The sequence below is a fragment of the Streptomyces sp. DH24 genome, from assembly GCF_029813775.1.
Taxonomy (GTDB): Bacteria; Actinomycetota; Actinomycetes; order Streptomycetales; family Streptomycetaceae; genus Streptomyces.
This window is the reverse complement of sequence record NZ_JARVKW010000046.1, coordinates 38,430-54,035: the sequence shown is the minus strand read 5'-3', so window position 1 is coordinate 54,035 and position 15,606 is coordinate 38,430. Positions and strand designations below refer to the sequence as shown.

Here is a 15,606-nt window from a genome sequence, read left to right as displayed (position 1 = left end):
GGGCGCCCACGGTCCCGGTGGCGCCGGCGGCGCCTACGACTCCCCCGGCGCCGACGCCCAGGGCGCCCACGGCCCCGGCGCCCCGCACCCACGCAGCCCCGGCCTCGAGCGGCGTACCCCGCCCGGTGAGGTGACGTACAGCGGCACGGGCGTGTACCAGGTCCACGACGGCGCCGACGCGTACGAAGTCAACGGGACGGCCGGTCGCAAGGGCACCCCGGTGCGCGGTACCGACGTGCCGCAGGGGGTGCGGCGGCGCGGTGGGCTGTCCGCGTGGGCGCGGCGGCTGGCCGGCGGGCGGGCCGAGCAGCGGACCGCGGACCGCGACAGCCACGACGCCGACGCACCGGCCGACACGACCGCGCAGGCGCCCTCCGCCGCCACGCGCGTGCCGGAGACCTGGCCGGACCCGGCCGCGCTGCTGCTGACGGCACTGGGACCGGGCCCGCGGCTGTGGGAGCGCGGTCCGGGTCACCCGGAGGCGCTCACGGTGCGGCTCGGCACGGCCGACCGGACGGCGCCCGACGGGAGCCTGCTGCCCGCGGTGCCGGTGACCGCCGGGCTGCGCGAGGTCGGCGCACTCGGTCTCGCGGGGCCGCGCGCGCGGCTCGCGGGGCTGGCCCGCACGGTGCTGGCGCAGCTCGCCGCGCTGCACTCCCCCGACACGCTGGAGATCACGCTGATCTCGGCCGACCGTTCCCGCTCCCTGGAGGAGCGCACGGCCGAGTGGTCCTGGCTGGGCTGGCTGCCCCACCTGCGTCCGGGCCACGGCCAGGACTGCCGACTGCTGCTCGCTTACGACCGCGAGCAGGCCGCGGCCCGCATCGACGAACTCCTCCGCCGTCTGGAGGACCACCTGGCGGACACGGCGCAGGGCATGGACACGGCGCAGGGCACGGCCCACGCACGGCCGCACACCGCGACCACGGGCACCTCAGACACCCCGGAAGCCCCAGGCTCCCCGGGCACTCCCGGCCCTCGCGCCGCCACGGGCATCCCGCGCACCCCGGCGGCCCCCGCCACCTCGGGGGCCCCGGCGCCCGCCGCCGCCCCCGCGACCGGTCCAGCGCCCGCCTCCGGCCCCGGAATCCCGCCCCAGTCCCGCCCCGTCTCCCGCCGCCCCTCCTGGGCCCGGCCGGACGACGGCCCCGGGGGCGGGCGGGAATCTGCCGCTCACGAGGGTCCGCACACCGTGCTCGTGATCGACGGCGACCCCGGTGGCGCCGATGTGCGCGAGTCCGTGGCGCGGCTGGCGCTGGAGGGCCCACGGGCCGGGATTCACGTGGTGTGTCTCGCCGAGACCGCGGCGGCGTCGCCCGCCTCGCCGGTGACGGACACGTACGAGGCGGCCTGCGCGGCGTCGTCGGTGTTCCGCGAGTGCGGCGCGGTCGCGCTGCTCAGCGGTGACGTGGCGACGGCGCTGCGGCTGCTGCGGGTGGCCCGCGCGGGCGGGTCCGGCGATCACGTCGGCCCGGTCGGGCACGGCACGGTCGGCACCGTGGACGCCGTGTCCCTGCCCTGGGCCGAGCGGTTCGCGCGGGCGCTGGCGCCGTTGCGCCCGGACGGCGGCGTGGCGGAGCGCGCGCGGGTGTCGGCCCCGTTGCCCCAGGCGGCGCGGCTGCTGGACGAGCTGGGGCTGGCCCGGGCGACCCCGGCGTCCCTGATGGCTCGCTGGGCGGCGGCGGCCGACGACCCGGAGGCGCTCGGCGGACGCGCCTGCGCCGTGCTGGGCGCCGGCCCGCGCGGCCCGGTCGGCGTGGACCTCGCCGCCGAGGGACCGCACCTGCTGATCGAAGGCCCGCCGGGCAGCGGCCGTACGGAGCTGCTGCGGGCGGTCGTGGCGTCGCTGGCCGCCGCCGAGCGCCCGGACCGGCTGGGCATGGTGCTGGTCGACGGCCGGGGCACCGTGGGCACGGCCGGCGGCCACGGCGAGGGCCTGCACGTCGCCACGGACGTACCGCACGTCACCACGCACCTGACCGCCAACGACCCGGTGCGGATGCGGGAGTTCGCGCAGTCGCTGAGCGCGGAGCTGAAGCGCCGGGCCGAGTTGCTGGGCCGCTCCGACTTCACCGAGTGGCACACCGGCCGTGAGCTGTCGGGCCGGATGGTCGCGCAGCGCACGGCGGCGGCCGCGCGGGACGGTTCGAGCACCGGCGAGCTGGAGGCCCCGCCCAGTTCGACGCTGCGGCTGCGGCCGGGTGCGGCCGGCCGGCGCGCGGAGGCGGCGCCGCCGCTGCCCCGGCTGGTCGTCGTCGTGGACGACCTGGACGCGCTGGTCTCGCCCGCGCTCGGTTCGCCGGGGCGCCCGGCGGCGGGTTCGGTGATGCGGGCGCTGGAGGCGGTGGCGCGGGAGGGCGAGCGGCTCGGCGTGCACCTGGTGGCGGCGTCGGCGGCGGGCGGCCGTACGGCGGAGACGGAACCGGTCCGGCGGGCCGGCCTGCGTGTCGAGCTCGACGCGCCCACCGCGGGCCCGGAGGAACCGGCACCGGGCCGCGGGCGGCTGACCTCGGCGGACGGCCGGGTCACCCCGTTCCAGGGCGGCCGGGTCACGGGCCGCATCCCGCGCACGGCGACCCTCCGTCCGACGGTCGTCCCCCTGGAGTGGCACCGTATGGGCGACCCTCCGACCCGCCGTCCGGTGCGGGAACTGGGCAACGGCCCGACGGACCTGGCCCTGCTGGCCAGCGCCCTGGAGCGGGCGGCGCGCCAGGTGTCGGCGGCGGAGGTCCCCTCGCTCCTGTGAGGACGTGAGAAAAAGCGCCCGTCCGGCATTTGAGGACGGAGCCGTTCGGGCCGATAAGAGGGTCCGGGGGCACAGCTCCCGCGAAGGCAGCACCCGTGCCTGGCACTGGTCACGACGGGGTCACGATGTCCCGCTTCACGGCGGACGCGCCCTTGCACGGCCCATCCCCCGGGCGTAGACCAGACCGCACGGGACAGCGCTTCGACACGTTCGACGAGGAACGAAGAACGGGGCAGTGATGCGCATCACGAGCGGCACATTCCGGACAAACAGGTCTCCCAAGCACTCCACGGCAACCCCCCGCACCCGCAGAGCCGCGAAGGCCGCGGCAGCCGCCCTGGCCGGAGCGCTGGCGCTCTCGCTCACGGCGTGCGGGGGCGGCGACGACGACAGCGGCGGCAGCGGCGACACCGGCGAGAAGACCGCGACCACCGTCACCCTTCCCAAGCTGAACGGCCAGAGCCTGGAGGTCGCCGCGGTCTGGACCGGCGCCGAGCAGGCCAACTTCAAGAAGGTCCTCGCGGAGTTCGAGAAACGTACGGGCGCGAAGGTCACGTTCGTCCCCGCGCAGGACCCGATCGTCAACTTCCTCGGCTCGAAGATCGCGGGCGGCCAGCCGCCGGACGTCGCGATGCTGCCGCAGCCGGGCGCGATCAAGCAGGCGGTCGACAAGGGCTGGGCCAAGCCGCTGGGCAAGGAGGCGCAGGACCAGCTGGCCAAGAACTACTCGCAGGGCTGGCAGGACATCGGCAAGGTCGGCGGCAAGCCGTACGGCGTCTACTACAAGGCCGCCAACAAGTCGCTGATCTGGTACAACGCGCAGGTCTTCGAGAACGCGGGCGCGAGCGAGCCCAAGACGTGGGACGAGCTGCTGACCACCGCGCGGACGGTCTACGACTCGGGCGTCACGCCGTTCTCGATCGGCGGCGCCGACGGCTGGACGCTGACGGACTGGTTCGAGAACGTCTATCTGTCGCAGGCGGGCCCGGAGAAGTACGACCAGCTGGCCCAGCACGAGATCAAGTGGACGGACCCGTCCGTGAAGGACGCGCTGACCACGCTGGCCCAGATCTGGGGCAAGCCGGAGTACATCGCGGGCGGCGCGAGCGGCGCGCTGCAGACGGAGTTCCCGGCGTCCGTGACGCAGACCTTCACCGGCGGCGCCCAGCCGAAGGCCGGCATGGTCTTCGAGGGCGACTTCGTGCAGGTGAACATCGCCGAGACCGACATGAAGGTGGGCACGGACGCGAAGGTGTTCCCGTTCCCGAGGGTCGGTGACACCGCGCCCGTGGTGTCCGGCGGCGACGCGGCGGTGCTCCTGGAGGACTCCAAGGCGTCGCAGGCGCTGGCGACGTTCCTGGCCTCCTCGGACGCGGCGGCGATCCAGGCGAAGCTGGGCGGCTACCTCTCCCCGAACAAGAACGTCGACGCGGCGTCGTACCCGAACGACGTCCAGCGGAAGATGGCCGAGGCGCTGATCGCGGCCGGCGACGACTTCCGCTTCGACATGTCGGACCAGGCCCCGCAGGCCTTCGGCGGAACGCCCGGCAAGGGCGAGTGGAAGATCCTCCAGGACTTCCTGAAGAACCCGAAGGACGTCGCGGGCACCCAGGCCAAGCTGGAGGCGGAAGCGGCCAAGGCGTACGGGGGCTGATCCGGCGATGACGTCGGACACGGCGGCAGGGGTCCCTCCGACCCCTGCCGCACCCAAGTCGCGCAAGAGTGTGACCGGCACCCGGCGGACCGTGGCGGCCCTGTTCCTGCTGCCCGCCCTCGTGCTGCTCGGCGCGCTCGTGGTCTACCCGATCGGGTACTCGGTCGTCCGCAGCTTCTACGACCAGTCCGGCGACGGCTTCGCCGGTGTCGACAACTACGAGGCCCTGTTCACGGACCAGGGCATCCGCACCGCGCTGCAGAACAACATCATCTGGGTGGTGTTCGCGCCGACGGTGGCGACGGCGCTCGGTCTGATCTTCGCGGTGCTGACCGAACGGGTCCGCTGGGGCACGGCGTTCAAGCTGGTCGTCTTCATGCCGATGGCGATCTCGATGCTGGCGGCGGGCATCATCTTCCGTCTGGTGTACGACCAGGACCCGGACAAGGGCGTCGCGAACGCGGTGTGGGTGGGCGTGCACGACACGTTCACCCAGGCGTCGGCGTTCCCGAAGGCGCACCCGGGCCGCGAGTCGCCGCTCCGGGCCGCGGGCGGCGGCGCCTTCGTCACCAAGGAGCCGGTCAGCGCCGGCGGGACGGTCGTCCTGCCGCTCGTCGGTGTCGCCCCGGACCTGATGCCCGACGGCGCGAAGAACGCCGCGCCGCCGAAGGCGGAGCCGGACAAGGTCGTCGGCACCACCTGGCAGGACTTCACGCGCGGCAAGGGCGTCGGCCGGCTCAACGGCGTCGACGCGGGCGAGCTCGGCTACGCCGGGATGCGGATCGAGGCGGTCAAGGACGGCAAGGTCGTCGCGTCCACGACGGCGGCCGGTGACGGCACGTTCACGCTGCCCGCGTCGGCGGACGGGGCGCAACTGCGGCTCCCGGCGGACAACTTCAAGGAGGCGTACAACGGTCTCGACTGGCTCGGTCCGTCGCTGGTCACCCCGGCGATCATCGGCGCGTACATCTGGATGTGGGCCGGCTTCGCGATGGTGCTGATCGCGGCCGGGCTCGCGGGCATCCCCCGGGAGCTGCTGGAGGCGGCCAGGGTGGACGGGGCGACCGAGTGGCAGGTGTTCCGCAGAGTCACGGTGCCGCTGCTGGCGCCGGTCCTCGCGGTCGTCGCCGTCACCCTGATGATCAACGTGCTGAAGATCTTCGACCTGGTCTTCATCATCGCCCCGGGCTCCTCGCAGGACGACGCGAACGTCCTGGCGCTGGAGCTGTACCGCAAGGGCTTCTCCGAGGACCAGCCGGGCATCGCGAGCGCCATCGCGGTGTTCCTGCTGCTCCTGGTCATCCCCGTCATGTGGTTCAACGTCAGGCGGCTCAGGCGGGAGGTGCGGCGATGACCGCGGACACGGGTGTCGGCAAGGCGGCCCCGCCGCCCGGCACGGACGCCGGGGCGGAGCGGTCGCTGGGCGCGCGGCTGGCCGAGGGCGTCAGCGGCGGGCTGCTGCGGGTGTTCCTGATCGTCGTCGGCCTGTTCTGGCTGGTGCCGACGATCGGTCTGCTGCTGTCCTCGCTGCGCACCCCGGAGGACATGAACGAGAGCGGCTGGTGGACGGTGTTCACCGAGCCCGCGAAGCTGACCTTCACCAGCTACGAGAAGCTGCTGGAGAACGGCGACATCACCGACTCCCTCGTGAACACCGTGCTGATCACGGTGCCGGCGACGGTGCTGGTGGTGGTCATCGGCTCGCTGGCCGGGTACGCGTTCGCGTGGATGGAGTTCCCCGGCCGGGACTGGTGGTTCCTGGCCGTGGTCGGGCTGCTGGTCGTGCCGGTGCAGGTGGCGCTGATCCCGATCGCCGAGCTCTTCGGCAAGCTCGGCATCTTCGGCTCCATGGTCGGCGCGATCCTCTTCCACGTGGGTTTCGGGCTGCCCTTCGCGGTGTTCCTGCTGCGGAACTTCTTCGCGGAGATCCCGCGGGAACTGCTGGAGGCGGCCCGGCTGGACGGGGCGGGCGAACTGCGGCTGTTCGCCCGTGTCGTGATGCCGCTGGGCGGTCCGGCGATCGCCTCGCTCGGCATCTTCCAGTTCCTGTGGGTGTGGAACGACATGCTGGTCGCGCTGATCTTCACCGACTCCGGGAGCCAGCCGATCACGGTCGCCCTGCAGACGCAGGTACGGCAGTTCGGCAACAACATCGACGTGCTGGCGCCGGGCGCCTTCATCTCGATGGTGATCCCGCTGGCCGTGTTCTTCGCGTTCCAGCGGCAGTTCGTGTCCGGCGTGATGGCGGGCGCCGTCAAGTAGCCGCCGCAGCGACCCTCTCGCGGGGCCGGGCCGTCACCGGCCCGCCCCCGCTCTCCTTCGCGGCGTCCCCCGGATGACGCAGGGCCCGTAACCAAGTCGCCGCACCGGCCGTTCCCGGGCCGAACCCCCGCGCCGACCCATGGATGCCCGTTGCCGTCCCGTATGCCCTCCGGCACCTCGCGGCCCGCCCCCAGCCGACCGCCCGGCCGACCGCCCACCCGGCGTCCGGCGGGGCGCCCCGGACCACGTCCGGCATGAGGCGGTCCGCGCCGCGCGCCGGAGCGGCACAGCAGAAGAGAAAGAGCAGCATGCCCCGCTTCAGCATCATCGTTCCGTCCCACGGGGTCGCGGGCCGGTTGTCCCAGGCGCTGGACTCCGTCCTCGTCCAGTCCTTCGGCGACTTCGAGCTGATCCCGGTCTGCGACACGCCGGACTCCCCAGCGGCGGACGTCACGGCCGAGTACGCCGCGCGGGACCCCCGGGTGATGCCCGTGCACTCGCCGCCGTCGGCCGGTCTGGCCGGGGCGCGCAACGCGGGGCTGCGGGCGGCGGCGGGCGCGTACCTGCTGTTCCTCGACGGCGACGACCTGCTCGTCCCGGGCGCCCTCGCGGAGCTGGACGACCGGCTCACCCGGACCGGCGACGTGGACGTGCTGCACTTCGCGTACGAGCGCGCGCCCTGGTGGGAGGGCGAGCCCGGCAACCCGGCCGCGCACCTGCTCGCGGGCGCCCCGGACGAGGCGTTCGCGCCGATCGAGACCCCGGAGCTGACGGGCGTGCGGCTCCCCGCGTGGAGCGCCGCCTACCGGCGCACGTATCTCGCCGCACACGGACTCGTCTTTCCCGACGGCCACTTCACGGACGTCGGCTTCGGCGGCCTGGCCGGGCTGCACGCCGGGCGGATCGCGGTGCTGCGCTCGGTCGTCGTACGGCACCGGGCGCGTCGGCAGGGCAACCGGCTGAACCTGCCCGGCGACCACCACACCGACCTGCTCGGCCAGGCCGACCTGGTGCTCACGCGGGCCACCGAGCTGGGCCTGTGCGTGCAGCGGTACACCCCGCTGTTCGAGCAGCTTTTCGCGGCGGTGCTGAAGACGGCCGCCCATCCGCGCCGGCTGCCGTCCGGGCGCCGGGCCCACTTCCGGACCGCGAGCCGGCTCTACCGGCTGCACCGCCCGGCCGGGTACCGCGCCCCAGGCGGCAGCCTCGGCGTGCAGCACCGGCTGCTGGCGGCCGGGGCGTACACGGCGTTCCAGGTGCTGCGCGGCGCGAACCGGGCCGTGACGGGCGCCGTCCGCCGCGTGCCGCGCCCCCGGATGCCGCGCACCCGCCTGCTGTACCGGCGGCACCTGCGCCGGCCGCTGGACGAGAACCTCGCCGTGTACTGCGCGTACTGGGGCCGCGGCTACGCCTGCAACCCGGCCGCGATCCACGCCAAGGCTCGCGAACTCGCCCCGCACATCCGGTCGGTGTTCCTGGTGGAGGCCGACCGGGCGCACACCGTGCCGGACGACGTGGAGCACGCCGTCATCGGCAGCCGCCGCTACTGGGAGGTGCTGGCCCGCGCCAAGTACCTGGTGAACAACGCCAACTTCGCCGAGGGCGTCGTCAAGCGCCCCGGCAGCGTCCATCTGCAGACCCAGCACGGCACGCCGCTGAAGACGATGGGCGTCGACCAGTCGACGTACCCGGTGGTCGCGGCGGCGACCGGCAGCTTCGCCAAGCTGCTGGGCCGGGTGGACCGCTGGGACTACAACCTGTCGTCCAACCGCCACTCCACACAGGTGTGGGAGCGGGCCTTCCCCGGCTCGTACGAGCATCTGGAGTACGGCTATCCGCGCAACGACGTGTACTGCACGGCGACCGCGGACGACGTGGCCCGCGTCCGGCGCGACCTGGGCGTCCCGGAGGGGAAGACGGCCGTGCTGTACGCGCCGACGCACCGCGACCACCACACCGGCTTCGCGGCCGGCCCGGACCTGGAGGCGTTCTGCGAGGCGGCCGGCGAGGACGTCGTCGTGCTGCTGCGCGCCCACTACTTCTACGACCGGGGCGGCACGCGGGGCGGCGGGCGGATCATCGACGTGACCGCGCACGGCTCCTCGGAGGACGTGTGCCTGGCCGCGGACGCGCTGGTCACGGACTACTCGTCGATCATGTTCGACTACGCCAACCTGGACCGGCCGATCGTCGTGTACGCCGACGACTGGGAGGTGTACCGGGAGACGCGGGGCGTCTGCTTCGACCTGATGGACAGCCCGCCGGGGCCGGTGGTGCGCACGCCCGAGGAGCTGGCGCGGGTGTTCCGCGACGGCTCGTACGCGGGGCGCGAGTCGGCCAGGCTGCGCGCCGCGTTCCGGGCCCGGTTCTGCGAGTTCGACGACGGCCGGGCCGCCGAGCGCGTCGTGCGGCGGGTGCTGCTGGGTGAGCCGCCCGAGGCGCTGCCGCCCGTGCGCCCGCTCGCCGAGCGCGTTCCCGCCCCCGCCGCGACGACCCCGGTCAGGAGCTGACATGCCCCGCTTCAGCATCATCGTGCCCTGCTTCGAGGTGCAGGGCTTTGTGCGCGAGTGCCTGGACTCGGTCCTGGAGCAGTCCTTCGGCGACTTCGAGGTGATCGCCGTGGACGACTGCTCGCCGGACGGCTGCGGCGCGATCCTCGACGAGTACGCGGCCCGCGACGACCGCGTCCGGGTGCTGCACCTGCCGGAGAACGTGGGCCTGGGCCGCGCCCGCAACGCGGGGCTGCCGCACGCGACCGGCGACTACCTGTTCTTCCTGGACAGCGACGACACCCTCACGCCGGGCGCGCTGGACGCGCTGGCCGACCGGCTGGCCCGCACCTCGGACCCGGACGTGCTGGTCTTCGACTACGCCCGCACCTACTGGTGGGGCGGCACGCGCCGCAACGTGCTGGCGCATGTGCTCGCCGAGTGCGCGGACGGCACGTTCTCGGCGGCCGAACACCCGGAGATCCTCGACCTGTTGATGGTGGTGTGGAACAAGGTCTACCGGCGGGACTTCGTGGAGCGGGAGGGCTTCACGTTCCCGCCCGGGTACTACGAGGACACGCCCTGGACGTTCCCCGTGATGCTCAGCGCCGCGCGGATCGCCACCCTGGACCGGATCTGCCTGTACTACCGGCAGCGCCGCCAGGGCAACATCCTGTCCACCACCAGCCGCAAGCACTTCGACATCCACGACCAGTACGAGCGGGTCTTCGCGTTCGTGGCCGACCGGCCGCGACTGGCCGGCTGGCGGCCCCACCTGCACCGCAAGATGGGCGAGCACTGCCTGGACATCCTCGCCAAGCCGGACCGGCTGCCGCCGTCCGACCGGGCCGAGTTCTTCCGCCGCACGGCCGAACTGTTCCGCGCGCACCGGCCCGAGGGCGCCGAGGTCCCCGCCGAACTGCGCGTCCTGGAGGGCGGTTACGTCGCCTACCAGGCCCGTCGGCAGGTGGGCAGGGCGGCGCGCGAGCTGGCGCGCAGGGCACGGCGGGCGCGCGGGGCCGCGGGCGCCCGCCTCGGGCGGGTCCGCTCCACGCTGAACGCGCGCCGCCCGCCGGACCCGGACCTGGCCGTGTACGCGGCGTTCTCGCACCGGGGCGTGCTCGGCGACCCTGCGGCGATCTACCACAAGGCCCGCGAACTCGCCCCGCACGTCCGCGGGGTGTGGGTGGTGCGCGACGAGGAGACGGCGGCGCTGCTGCCGCCGGACACCGAGTACGTCGTGCTCGGCAGCGCACGGCACCGCCGCGTCACCGAACGCGCCACGTACTTCGTCGGCAACGTCATCTGGCCGGGCACCGCGGCCAAGCGCCCCGGCAGCGTCCACGTCCACACCCATCAGGGCACGCCGCTGAAGTACATGGGCGCCGACCTGCTCGGCAAGCCCGGCGCCCGGCTCGGTCTGGACGTGCCCCGCATGCTGCGCAGCGCCGACCGCTGGGACTACAGCCTGGTCGCCAACCGGCACTCCGAGCTGGTGTGGGAGCGGGCCTACCCCTGCCACTTCACCTCCCTGCGCACCGGCAGCCCGCGCAACGACGTGCTGGTGAACGCCGGTCCCGGGCACGGCCGTGCGGTGCGCGCCCGGCTCGGCGTCCCCGAGGGCGACACGGTGGTGCTGTACGCGCCGACCCCGCGCGACTACCGCCGGGGCGGGTACGTCGACCGCGTCGACCTGGCCCGGTTCGCCGCCGGTCTGGGCGCGGAACACACCCTCGTGGTCCGGCTGCACCCGTCGCTGGCAGCCGGCCCGGCGCGCGGCCTGGGCGTGGCCGAGCTGCACCGGCGGGGCGTGCTGATCGACGCGACGGACGAGCCGCACGTCGAGGACCTGATGCTCGCCTCCGACGTGCTGCTCACCGACTACTCGGCCCTGATGTTCGACTACGCCAACCTGGACCGTCCGATCGTGGTCCACGCCGACGACTGGGGTGCGTTCACGGCGAGCCGGGGCGCCTACTTCGACATCACGGCGCAGGCGCCGGGGCACGTCACCCGCTCCTGTCGGGAGCTGGCGGAGCTGTTCGCGTCGGGGGCGTGGCGGGACGAGGAGGCGGCGCGGCGGCGGGCCGCGTTCCGGGCCCGGTTCTGCGAGTTCGACGACGGCCGGGCCGCCGAGCGGGTGGTGCGCACGGTGCTGCTCGGCGAGCCGCTGCCCGCGCCGGGCGCCGCACCGGGCTCCCTGGTGCCGGCCCCGGCCGCCGGTTCCGACGTGCTGACGTCCTCGTGAGGCCCCGCACCTGGGTGCTGCTCCTGGCCGCGGTGTTCGCCGTGCTCCAGCTCGCGAACGTCACCGGCCGGGACACCCCGGACAGCAAGAACTACGTGTCGTACGCGCTGAGTCTGCGCGGCGAGTCCCCGCGCGAGGCGGCGGCGGCCACCATCGACTACGTCTGCGGGAGCCGGGCGTCGACCGCGCACCGCAGGCAGAGCGTGCACGTGGTGCGCTTCCACCGCCCCGACCCGGGCCCACGCGTCACGGCCGAGTGCCGGGAGCGCGAGTGGCGGAACGTGGCGGCGCGGTGGCGGGCCGGGCAGACCGGTGGGCACACCGTGCCGTTCATGCCGGAACGGTTCATGCGGATCTTCGAGGCGCGGCCCGGTTATCCGGCGTTCCTGGTGCCGTTCACCGCCGTGCTCGGCGTGACGTGGGGGGTGTGGGCGGCGGGCGTGGCCGTCACGGTCGCGGGCGGTGTCCTCGCGTTCCTCGTCCTGCGCACGCTGGCGGTGCCGCTGCCGCTCGCGCTGACCGGGCAGGCGCTGTTCTACGTCCTGCCGTGCGGGACGACGGCGATGCGCCCGATGACGGAGGGCCTGCTGCTGGCGCTGACGCTGGCGGCGCTGTGGGGCTGCGCGCTGGCGTCGGCGGGCCGCGTGCGGGCCGGGATCGCGCTGGTGGCGGGGTCGCTGGCCGCGCTGTTCGCGGTCAAGCACTCGCAGGCGCTGTTCCTCGGGGTGTGCCTGGCCGGGGCTGGCGCGCTGATCGCCGTGGTGCGCGGGCGCCGGGGACGGCCGCCGGGGCGGGCGCCGGTGCTGATCGCGGCGGTCGGCCTGGGCGGGGCGCTCGGGACGATGCTGCTGGCGCGGCTGCTGCACTACCCGTCCGCGTCGGAGAGCGTGCAGGACCTGCTCACCGGCCACTTCGCCCGGCCGGACCGGGAGCGGCCGTGGCCGGAGTTCTTCCGGCTCCAGGTCAACTTCTGGGTGGAGTGGCTGCGGCGGCAGCTGTGGGAGCCGCTGTTCCTGGCGTTCCTGGCGGCCGGCGCGTGGGGCGCGGGGCGGCGGGGCGCGTTCGGGGTGTACGTGCTGGCGGCCTCGTTCACCGGGATCCTGACGCAGGCCGGGCATCCCGACATCAACATCTGGGGCGGGCGGCTGATCGTGCTGGCCTGGCTGCTGCCGGTGCTGGGGCTGCCGCTGCTGCTGGAGCCCGTGGTGCGGGGCCGGGTGGTGCTGCCGGTGCAGGGGCAGTCCGGGCGGGCTCACTCGATGCGGTGACGCACTCCGCCGACGGGGCGGACGATCACACGATGAGGTGAGGCGGGGTCATGCCGTTGACCCGACCGGGAACATACGGCAAATGCCCCGAACGCCCCGATCCTCCTCGCCCCGGTGAGCGCCGGCGTCCTCGTCCGGCGGGCCGCGCGCGGTGCCACGGCACTGCGCGGCGGTCGCGCCCGGCACCCCACGCCGTACCAGGTCTTCGGTTTCCTGTTCTGGCTCGTGATGTCGCTGGCGTACTGGCGGGTGCCGCTGTGCTGCGACGCCGGACAGCACGCGGCGGTCGTCGAACGCCTCGGCGCCGATCTGCTGCACCCACGCCACCCGACGGCGGACCTGCCGGGCGCGGGCAGCCCGTACTACTCGCCGTACGCCGTCGCGCAGGGCGCCTTCGCCCGGCTGACCGGGCTCGGCGGCTGGGAGGTGGTGCGGCTCGCCGGGCCGCTGAACCTGGGGGTGCTGCTGTTCGGCCTCGGCCGCTTCGTGCGGGTGCTGACGCCCCGGCCGTGGGCGCCGGTACTGGCGCTGGCGGCGATGACGCTGCTGTGGGGCACCGAGCGGGCCTGGTGGAGCGGCTACCTCGGGCTGATGTCGATGACCGGGAACCTGCCCTACCCGTCGGCGTTCGCGGCCGGACTCACCTTCTGGGCGTGGGCCCTGACCGGGCGGTTGGCCCGGGACCCGGCCCGGGTGCGGTTCGTCGGCCCGAGCGGCCTGCCGAGCCTCACCGGGTACGCGGCGCTCGGCGCCCTGTACGGGCTGATCGTGCTGGTCCACCCGATCACGTCGGTGGCGGCGGCGCTGGGCGCGGTCGCGCTGGTCGCGGGACGGCAGCGGGGCCCGCGGGCGGCGGTCGTGGGCCGGTGGGCCCTGGCGGCGGCGGTCGCGTCGCTGGTCGCCTGGTCGTGGCCGTACTTCGACGTGTTCGCGCTGGCCGGGGACGGCAGCGTGGACGCGATGCACCGGCGGCTGTACGACGATCTCGGCGCGCACTTCTGGCTGGCGCTGCTGGGACTGCCGGCGCTGTGGCTGCGGGCCCGGCGGCACGGCGCGCGCGACCCGCTGGTGCTGCTGTTCGCCCTGGACTGCCTGGTGGTGGCGTACGGCTGGGTGAGCGGCCACTACACCTACGGCAGGATCCTCGGGCTCACGCTGGTCCCGTTGCAGTGCGCGCTCGCGGTGGAGCTGGCGGCGGCCCGGCCGTGGCCGGTGTGGCGGCGCGCGCTGGGCGCGGTCGCGGCGGCGGGGGCCTGTCTGGGGTTCCTCACCGTGCAGGCCGGGGCGGTCGTGCCGCGTTCGCTGGACCCGGTGGGCTTCGAGCAGCCGCCGGACTGGCCGTCGTACACGTGGGCCGCGCGGCACATCGGTCCCGGCGAGGTGGTGATCGCCGACGGGTACTACGCGGTGCACGCGATCGCCGGGTACGGGCCGAACCTCGCCGTGCCCGCCTGGCCGGACGCGGCCCTGGACGAGCGGGAGCGGCTGCGGCGGGCGGCCGACGTCCGCGCCTACCTCGCCCCGGGGACAACCCGCGGCGAGCGCACCGCGATCGCCCGCCGGTACGACGTGCGCTGGCTGCTGCTGACGCCGCGGCGCACTCTGCCCGAGGAGGCGGTGGTGGTCGCGTGGAGCCGGCGGACGGGAGAGGTGCTGGCACGGATCGGGCCTTGACGGCGGCGGCCGGCCCGGGGCGCGCCTCGGCCGGCCGCCCCCGGGACCGGGTGACCGCCGCCCGGGTTACTCGATGACGAGGTCGACGGGGATGTTGCCGCGGGTGGCGTTGGAGTAGGGGCAGACCTCGTGGGCCTGTTCGACCAGCTTGCGGCCGGTCGCCTCGTCCACGCCCTCCGGCAGCTCGATGCGGAGGGTGACCGCGAGACCGAAGCCCGCGCCCTGCTTGCCTATGCCGACCTCACCGGTGACGGCGGCGTCACCGACGTCCACCTTGGCCTGCCGGCCGACCAGGCCGAGCGCGCTGGCGAAGCAGGCCGCGTACCCGGCGGCGAAAAGCTGCTCGGGGTTGGTGCCCTGGCCGTTGCCGCCGAGCTCCACCGGCGGGGCGAGCTGCACGTCCAGCTTGCCGTCGGAGGTGTAGGCGCGGCCGTCGCGGCCGTGGGTGGCGGTGGCGACAGCGGTGTAGAGCGCGTCCATGGGTGAACCATCCCTCTTGAGTCGGTCGTGTTCCGGCGGCCTCACCGGCCGCCTCACGACCACAAGTAGAGCACACAACTTAATTGCGCGCAATCAAATGGCGCGCCAGGGCTACTCTGGAGACATGACCCCCGCCTCCACCCCCGACCCGGACCCCGCGAACGCGTCCGACGCGGACTGGCTCCGTCTGGACCGCCAGATCTGCTTCTCCCTGCACGCGGCCTCGCGCGCCTTCAACGGCGTGTACCGCGTGATCCTCAGGGACCTCGGACTGACGTATCCCCAGTACCTGGTGATGCTGGTGCTGTGGGAGCACGGCGAGCTGCCCGTCAAGAAGCTCGGCGAGCACCTCCGCCTCGACTCCGGCACGCTGTCCCCTCTGCTCAAGCGGCTGGAGGCGGCCGGCCTGGTGATCCGCGAGCGCAGCGTGCGCGACGAGCGGTCGGTGGAGGTCCGGCTGACCGGCGAGGGCACCGCGATGCGCGAACGCGCGGCCGGGGTGCCGCGCCGGATCGTGGAGGCGACCGGCTTCGACCTCGACGAGATCCGCGCCCTGCGCTCCCGCCTGGACGAGCTCACCACGGCCCTGGACGCGGCGGGGGCCGAGAACGAGTGACGGCGGGCGGCGTGAATCCGGGGGCCGCACGGCGCGGCCAAGCACCGCGCGGCCAAGCAGTGCACGGCTCGGCAGCGCACGGCTGGGCGACGCTCGACTGAGCGAGGCACGGCTGAGCGACGCTCGGCGGGTGCCGCATTTTGTGGCGAATCGCTCGCACATGCCGATG

General features: G+C 74.4%; 10 protein-coding genes. 9 read left to right on the top strand and 1 reads right to left on the bottom strand.

The features are described 5' to 3' along the window. The 8 genes from QC282_RS27655 to QC282_RS27620 all read left to right on the top strand — a co-directional run. On the top strand, window positions 1–2,746 hold a 2,746-nt coding region (locus QC282_RS27655), incomplete at its 5' end, for an FtsK/SpoIIIE domain-containing protein (RefSeq protein WP_279552300.1). Between the two features lie 238 nt (window positions 2,747–2,984). Further along, window positions 2,985–4,400 (top strand): ABC transporter substrate-binding protein, encoded by a 1,416-nt coding sequence (locus QC282_RS27650; RefSeq protein ID WP_279552299.1) that lies wholly within the window; start codon window positions 2,985–2,987, stop codon window positions 4,398–4,400. A 7-nt stretch (window positions 4,401–4,407) separates the two neighbouring features. Next, complete coding sequence (locus tag QC282_RS27645) at window positions 4,408–5,754, top strand: sugar ABC transporter permease (RefSeq protein WP_279552298.1); 1,347 nt, start codon at window positions 4,408–4,410, stop codon at window positions 5,752–5,754. Beyond that, on the top strand, window positions 5,751–6,662 hold the full coding sequence (locus QC282_RS27640; protein WP_279552297.1) for a carbohydrate ABC transporter permease: 912 nt from the start codon (window positions 5,751–5,753) through the stop codon (window positions 6,660–6,662). Before QC282_RS27645 ends, QC282_RS27640 begins: the two co-directional genes overlap by 4 nt. A gap of 308 nt (window positions 6,663–6,970) precedes the next feature. Beyond that, window positions 6,971–9,172 (top strand): CDP-glycerol glycerophosphotransferase family protein, encoded by a 2,202-nt coding sequence (locus tag QC282_RS27635; protein ID WP_279552296.1) that lies wholly within the window; start codon window positions 6,971–6,973, stop codon window positions 9,170–9,172. A gap of 1 nt (window position 9,173) precedes the next feature. Beyond that, entirely contained in the window at window positions 9,174–11,399 is a 2,226-nt protein-coding gene (locus QC282_RS27630) for a bifunctional glycosyltransferase/CDP-glycerol:glycerophosphate glycerophosphotransferase (protein ID WP_279552295.1), read from the top strand. Beyond that, the gene (locus QC282_RS27625; RefSeq protein WP_279552294.1) at window positions 11,396–12,667 is read left to right on the top strand and encodes a hypothetical protein; all 1,272 of its coding nucleotides are present in this window, start codon (window positions 11,396–11,398) and stop codon (window positions 12,665–12,667) included. Before QC282_RS27630 ends, QC282_RS27625 begins: the two co-directional genes overlap by 4 nt. A gap of 114 nt (window positions 12,668–12,781) precedes the next feature. After that, on the top strand, window positions 12,782–14,341 hold the full coding sequence (locus QC282_RS27620; protein WP_279552293.1) for a hypothetical protein: 1,560 nt from the start codon (window positions 12,782–12,784) through the stop codon (window positions 14,339–14,341). A 66-nt stretch (window positions 14,342–14,407) separates the two neighbouring features. On the opposite strand, the gene QC282_RS27615 is transcribed toward QC282_RS27620, so the two are convergent. Further along, window positions 14,408–14,821 carry an organic hydroperoxide resistance protein gene (locus tag QC282_RS27615; RefSeq protein WP_279552292.1) on the bottom strand — a complete coding sequence of 138 codons (414 nt, stop codon included), beginning with the start codon at window positions 14,819–14,821 and terminating at the stop codon, window positions 14,408–14,410. 124 nt (window positions 14,822–14,945) lie between these two features. On the opposite strand from QC282_RS27615, the gene QC282_RS27610 reads away from it, so the two are divergent. Then, window positions 14,946–15,437, top strand: coding sequence for a MarR family transcriptional regulator (locus tag QC282_RS27610; RefSeq protein WP_279552291.1), 492 nt, complete (start codon window positions 14,946–14,948; stop codon window positions 15,435–15,437). Window positions 15,438–15,606 lie beyond the last annotated feature (169 nt).

Excerpts from the sequence above, each read along its gene's own strand:
- QC282_RS27650 (WP_279552299.1), top strand. The coding sequence starts at position 2,985 with ATGCGCATCACGAGCGGCACATTCCGGACAAACAGGTCTCCCAAGCAC.
- QC282_RS27645 (WP_279552298.1), top strand. The coding sequence starts at position 4,408 with ATGACGTCGGACACGGCGGCAGGGGTCCCTCCGACCCCTGCCGCACCC.
- QC282_RS27640 (WP_279552297.1), top strand. The coding sequence starts at position 5,751 with ATGACCGCGGACACGGGTGTCGGCAAGGCGGCCCCGCCGCCCGGCACG.
- QC282_RS27635 (WP_279552296.1), top strand. The coding sequence starts at position 6,971 with ATGCCCCGCTTCAGCATCATCGTTCCGTCCCACGGGGTCGCGGGCCGG.
- QC282_RS27630 (WP_279552295.1), top strand. The coding sequence starts at position 9,174 with ATGCCCCGCTTCAGCATCATCGTGCCCTGCTTCGAGGTGCAGGGCTTT.
- QC282_RS27615 (WP_279552292.1), bottom strand. The coding sequence starts at position 14,821 with ATGGACGCGCTCTACACCGCTGTCGCCACCGCCACCCACGGCCGCGAC.
- QC282_RS27610 (WP_279552291.1), top strand. The coding sequence starts at position 14,946 with ATGACCCCCGCCTCCACCCCCGACCCGGACCCCGCGAACGCGTCCGAC.